The sequence below is a fragment of the Candidatus Thermokryptus mobilis genome (assembly GCF_900070205.1).
GTDB lineage: Bacteria > Bacteroidota > Ignavibacteria > Kryptoniales > Kryptoniaceae > Kryptonium > Kryptonium mobile.
This window is the reverse complement of record NZ_FAOO01000005.1, coordinates 1-4276: the sequence shown is the minus strand read 5'-3', so window position 1 is coordinate 4276 and position 4276 is coordinate 1. Positions and strand designations below refer to the sequence as shown.

7 protein-coding genes are annotated in these 4276 nt (G+C 38.8%); all 7 read left to right on the top strand.

Translation table 11 applies throughout. The annotated features are described in order from the left end of the window. The first annotated feature begins 98 nt into the window (after nucleotides 1-98). The gene (locus tag FKZ43_RS11685) at nucleotides 99-311 is read left to right on the top strand and encodes an endonuclease domain-containing protein (protein WP_320415047.1); all 213 of its coding nucleotides are present in this window, start codon (nucleotides 99-101) and stop codon (nucleotides 309-311) included. Next, nucleotides 304-447: a DUF559 domain-containing protein gene (locus FKZ43_RS11680; RefSeq protein ID WP_320415046.1), complete on the top strand. Its 144-nt coding sequence runs from the start codon at nucleotides 304-306 to the stop codon at nucleotides 445-447. The genes FKZ43_RS11685 and FKZ43_RS11680 overlap by 8 nt, the downstream gene beginning before the upstream one ends. Before the next feature lie 91 nt (nucleotides 448-538). Continuing rightward, on the top strand, nucleotides 539-1303 hold the full coding sequence (locus FKZ43_RS04135; RefSeq protein WP_140944621.1) for a capsule assembly Wzi family protein: 765 nt from the start codon (nucleotides 539-541) through the stop codon (nucleotides 1301-1303). Between the two features lie 2 nt (nucleotides 1304-1305). Continuing rightward, nucleotides 1306-1458 carry a hypothetical protein gene (locus tag FKZ43_RS11400; protein ID WP_181180250.1) on the top strand — a complete coding sequence of 51 codons (153 nt, stop codon included), beginning with the start codon at nucleotides 1306-1308 and terminating at the stop codon, nucleotides 1456-1458. Then, nucleotides 1436-2116 (top strand): capsule assembly Wzi family protein, encoded by a 681-nt coding sequence (locus FKZ43_RS04130; RefSeq protein WP_219916502.1) that lies wholly within the window; start codon nucleotides 1436-1438, stop codon nucleotides 2114-2116. Before FKZ43_RS11400 ends, FKZ43_RS04130 begins: the two co-directional genes overlap by 23 nt. Before the next feature lie 42 nt (nucleotides 2117-2158). Then, the gene (gene glmS, locus FKZ43_RS04125) at nucleotides 2159-4009 is read left to right on the top strand and encodes a glutamine--fructose-6-phosphate transaminase (isomerizing) (protein ID WP_140944619.1); all 1851 of its coding nucleotides are present in this window, start codon (nucleotides 2159-2161) and stop codon (nucleotides 4007-4009) included. A 37-nt stretch (nucleotides 4010-4046) separates the two neighbouring features. Continuing rightward, nucleotides 4047-4276 (top strand): hypothetical protein (locus FKZ43_RS04120; RefSeq protein ID WP_419951030.1); only part of this gene is annotated, 230 nt, incomplete at its 3' end.

Here is a 4276-nt window from a genome sequence, read left to right as displayed (position 1 = left end):
CAAGGGGAGAGGGGAGATAGAAGGGAAGATAGAGGGAAAAGATTTTAGTGGAATTTCTTGCTTTGACTCTTTTCCATAAAATAGATGTGTAAAGAAACATGGCAAAGGTTTATGTTAAGCAAGCGAGGGTGTTGAGGAAAAATATGACGAGGGCGGAGAGAGTTCTTTGGGGGAGGTTAAGGAATAAAGGGTTAGGGGTAAAATTTAGGCGACAGGAGCCGATTGGTGATTATATGGTTGATTTTGTTTGTTATGAGAGGGGTATAGTTATTGAGTTGGATGGTTGGGCAACATGTTGGGGATTTGGATGATATTAAAAGGGATAGGAGGTTGATGGATATGGGTTTTAAGGTGTTAAGGTTTTGGAGCAATGATGTGTTAAGAAACATTGATGGTGTGATGAGGGAGATTGAGCGTGAGATTGGGAATGTTAAATCTTTTAGATAGGGGAGTGGTGAAAAAATTAACGATTCCTTCTCCCGCAAGGGGAGAGGGGAGTAAAAAAGTGAAAAGAAGAAAATTATGAGAAAATTTGATTATGTTGAAAAAATTTTTTCTTTTGTTTGTCTTTGCCGTTGAAATAATTTTCGCTCAGTTTCAGGAGACAATTCCAACTGATTATTGGATTTATAAACTCGTTGAGGAGCTTAAGCTTAGAGGTTATTTCAGAGGGCTTCCACAAGGATATAAGCCATATTCAAGGATTGAGGTGGTGAAACAAATTTTAGATGAAGGAGTTTCAGGTGAATTTGAAAGGAAACTTTTTAAAATGCTTGAGGATGAATTTCAAGATGAAATAAAGTTTTTAACTTCAAATGATAAAAATGATTTTTCTGTCAAAGCTGGTCTTATGCTTTCTGAATATGCAGTAAGGGACAATTTTTCAAGTAGAACTTTTAGGTTTAGAGGTAGAGCTAAGTTTGCATTTTATTTTGGTGATAAGTTCACACTTTACAACAATTCGCTTGCCGATCAAAATCTTCTTGATGATACGACATATACTGGGAATAGATTTCGCGGTTTCTTTGCTGGTTATACGGAGCAGGGATATTTGAGGTTAAATTTTGAGCCGGTTTCAATAAAGCTCGGTCGGGATTATATCAAGTGGGGATATGGTCGGGGTGGGAATCTTTTGGTCTCGGATTATGCAATTCCATACGATGTGCTTCAGATTGACCTTTTCTCAAAAAGGTTAAAATATAGCTTTTTTATCTCTCAACTTGAAAATAGAAATTATTCGCCTGATAGCGGTAAGACGACTCTGAGCGCAAATAGATATCTTACGGGGGGAGGTTTGAGTTGAATTTGTGGGATAAATTTTTCATTGGATTTGCTCAGACGATTTTATACGGTGGAGTAAATAAGGGAATTGATATAACTTTATCAAACCCCTTCGCTTTTTATTACGAGTTTCAGGCGAATGAGGGGAAAGGAGATGAATGGAATGGTTTATGCTGATTTAAGTTTTTATCCTGTTAAAAACTTAAATTTTTATGGGGAATTTCTCATTGATGATTGGCAGGTGAGTAGACAAACAAAGGGGGACCTTGAGCCAAATGAATATGGTTTTATAGTTGGTTTAAGGTATGCTGACCTTTTTAAATTTTTAAATGTTTTTGGAAGTCAAATTCAAATTGAATATACACAAGTTAGGAACAGGACTTATAATGTTGCTGATAATAGGGGTTATCAGAAATATCTTCGCTTTAGGAGACCGATAGGTCATCGGCTTGGGAATAATTTTCAAAGTTTTGAGTTATGGATTTCGCAGTGGCTTTTTCCAGGTGGTGGTTACAGAAATAGTTTGAATTTGACTTTGAATTATAAATTTGTTGAGCGTGGTGAGGGTGGGATAGAAAAGCCGTTTGATGAGCCGTGGATGGCTCCAGAGGTGACGGTTGAAAAAGGTTACAAAGAGAAATTCCCTTATGGAGTGGTTGAGACGACACATAGATTTGGGTTGAATGTGTTTTATTTTTACAGCAAAAATTTTAACATAAATTTTGAGCTATATTTTTCAACTTACAGGAATTATAAAAATCAGCTTGGCGAGCGTCACCGAGAGTTTTCCTTTAGAATTTGGTTTTTCTTCAATTTTGATAAGTGGTATCGTTAAGTGGTATAATTTGAAAATTTATAACAAAAATGGGTTAAAAAGATGTGTGGGATTGTCGGTTATATCGGGAAGAGAAATGTCATTAACATTTTAATTGATGGATTGAAGCGTCTTGAGTATAGAGGTTATGATTCAGCTGGGGTTGCGTTTTGGAAGGATGATAAGATAGAGGTTTTGAAGATGGCGGGGAAGGTGACAGAACTTGAGAAAATTTTGGTGGGGGTGGGTTCAAGTTCAAATATCGGGATAGCTCACACACGCTGGGCAACGCATGGCATTCCAAATGACATAAATGCTCATCCACATATTGATTGCACTGGGAATATAGCGGTAGTGCATAATGGTATAGTTGAGAATTATCAATCGTTGAAGACGAAGTTGGAGAGAGAGGGACATATTTTCAAGAGTCAAACGGATACGGAGGTTATAGCACATCTTCTTGAGGAGTTTTATAGGATTTATGGAGATGTTGAGGTTGCTGTTAGGAACTTGTTTTTTGAAGTTAAGGGGACATTTGGGCTTGCGATCATTTCAAGTTATGAGCCGGATAAGATAATAGTTGCAAGGCGGGGGAGTCCCATTGCGATTGGGGTTGGGGAGGGTGAAAATGTAGCTGCTTCTGATGCGACCGCTATAATTGGGATAACGAGAAATGTGATATTTCTTGACGATGATGAATATGCTGTGATAACAAGGGATAATGTCAGCGTTAAGAAAGTTGATCACCGGAAGTTTGCAGTTTCGGAGCTTGATAAGGAGATTTTTAAGATTGAGTTTGAACTTGAACAGATTGAGAAGGGCGGTTTTCCTCATTTTATGTTGAAGGAGATTTTTGAACAGCCGGAGTCAATAATGAATTCAATGAGGGGCAGGGTCTTAATTGAACAGGGGGATGCAAAGCTTGGTGGGTTGAGCGATGTTATGGATAAGGTTTTAAATGCGAGAAGGTTTATAATCGCTGCTTGCGGGACATCTTGGCATGCGGGTTTAGTTGGTAAGTATATGATTGAGCAATTGGCGAAAGTTCCAGTTGTTGTTGAATATGCATCTGAATTTAGGTATCGCGACCCTGTGATTTATCCTGATGATGTTGCTTGGTTTATAAGTCAGAGTGGGGAAACGGCGGATACGCTTGCTGCTTTAAGGCTTGTCAAAGAAAGGGGTGCGACAGCGCTTGGGATAGTCAATGTCGTCGGTTCAACTATAGCAAGGGAAAGCGATGCCGGGGTTTATATACACGCTGGACCTGAAATTGGCGTTGCATCTACCAAGGCGTTCACAAGTCAGCTTGTTGTTTTGGCGCTTATAACTTTACTTGTTGGAAGGAGAAACGGAAATATATCGCTTGAACAAGGGAGAAAAATTGCAGAGGAGATTATGAAATTGTCGGAGAAAGTGAGAGAAATTTTGAAGTTGAATAATTTTATTGAGGAGATAGCTGATAAGTTTAAAGACCACAGGAATTTTCTGTATCTTGGTCGTGGTTATAATTATCCAGTGGCGCTTGAAGGTGCGTTGAAACTTAAGGAGATTTCATACATTCATGCGGAGGGTTATCCAGCTGCTGAGATGAAACACGGTCCTATTGCGCTTATTGATGAGAATATGCCTGTTGTCTTTATAGCGCCGAGGGATAGCATATATGAGAAAGTTTTAAGCAATATGGAGGAGGTCAAAGCAAGGCGTGGGAAGATAATATCAATTATAACCGAGCCGGATGAGAAAGTTGTAAAAATTTCGGATTATGTGATTCAGATACCGCAGACGATTGAGATGTTGATGCCGATTTTGACTGTTATCCCATTGCAGCTCCTTGCGTATCATATAGCTGTAAAGCGTGGATGTGATGTTGACCAACCGAGAAACCTTGCAAAAAGTGTGACGGTTGAGTAAATTTTATTTGGCATTGAAATTAAATTTTACTTTTAAAATGCCTGTTAGTGCAAATTTCATAAGGATGCTTGAAAAGGTTCAGCCCGAGCTTCGTGAGGTATTTTTGGCTTTGTGGGAAGAGATAGAAAGAAGTGGATTTAACGAGTTGAAAGAGATAGTAAGAGATATATCTGAAAACTTGAAAGGTCTTACAGAGGCGCAGCGTAGGACGGAGGAGAGGTTGGGTGAGTTGGCAGAGAGAATGAATCAGCTTACGGTGAGGGTTGA

Coding starts and splice junctions, on each gene's coding strand:
- FKZ43_RS11685 (WP_320415047.1), top strand. CDS start 99: ATGGCAAAGGTTTATGTTAAGCAAGCGAGGGTGTTGAGGAAAAATATG.
- FKZ43_RS04135 (WP_140944621.1), top strand. CDS start 539: ATGTTGAAAAAATTTTTTCTTTTGTTTGTCTTTGCCGTTGAAATAATT.
- FKZ43_RS04130 (WP_219916502.1), top strand. CDS start 1,436: ATGAATGGAATGGTTTATGCTGATTTAAGTTTTTATCCTGTTAAAAAC.
- glmS (WP_140944619.1), top strand. CDS start 2,159: ATGTGTGGGATTGTCGGTTATATCGGGAAGAGAAATGTCATTAACATT.